Origin of the sequence: Bowmanella yangjiangensis, from assembly GCF_017255015.1 — a bacterium.
Classification (GTDB): Bacteria; Pseudomonadota; Gammaproteobacteria; order Enterobacterales; family Alteromonadaceae; genus Bowmanella; species Bowmanella yangjiangensis.
This window is the reverse complement of record NZ_JAFKCS010000415.1, coordinates 1-682: the sequence shown is the minus strand read 5'-3', so window position 1 is coordinate 682 and position 682 is coordinate 1. Positions and strand designations below refer to the sequence as shown.

Below are 682 nucleotides of genomic sequence, written 5' to 3'. Positions count from 1 at the left end.
GGCAGCGGCGAGCAGCGGTTCAGCCAGCTCCGCCCGACCGAGACGGCTCAGGCGCTCTGCCTGGTAACCGGGGATCAGGGTGTGCAACGGCAGCGCCGCCGACTGCGCATGCGTATTGCCCAGTGCGAGCACGTAGGGCGGCTCGCCACGGGCCAGAAACACCAGCCGCGTGGCACGCAGCGCCACCTGGATGGCCACGCTGTCCTGGCCAAGGCCGCCGCCACGCGGGTCCAGCTGCATGCGCAGCTGGCGCAGCGGCCAGCCCGGCAGGCTCAGCTCATCGTTGAGCACCTCGCGCCCGCCCTCGGGGAGGCGATAGAGCACGGCATTGGCCAGCGGCTGCCAGCCTCCCTGGTCGCCGGTGCGTGATTCGAAGCGCACGGGGGCCAACGTGTTGTCCTGCTCCAGAGCGACGCGCAGGCGCTGCAACGGCAACGTCAGTGGCAGCTGCCACTGGAAGCGCCCATCGCTGCTAGCGCGGGCCGCCAGGGGCTCGGACCACACCAGCGGCGCCGGCTGCTGGTCCTGGCGGCGACTGCGCAGCGTCACGCTCTGCAGCTGCGGGGCCGGCAGCGGGCTCTGCCAGAGCAGGCGCAGGTAGCGGGCACGCTGCCCTGGCAACTCGACCTGGCGCTGCTCGATACGCTCGTCGGCGAAGCTCAGGCGGGCCAGTTGTCCGTCG

1 protein-coding gene is annotated in these 682 nt (G+C 72.1%); it reads right to left on the bottom strand.

Annotation, left to right across the window (positions count from 1 at the left end):
* Positions 1-682, bottom strand: a 682-nt coding sequence (locus tag J0A65_RS24885) for a DUF3999 family protein (RefSeq protein WP_206596913.1), incomplete at both ends; no start/stop codon positions are given.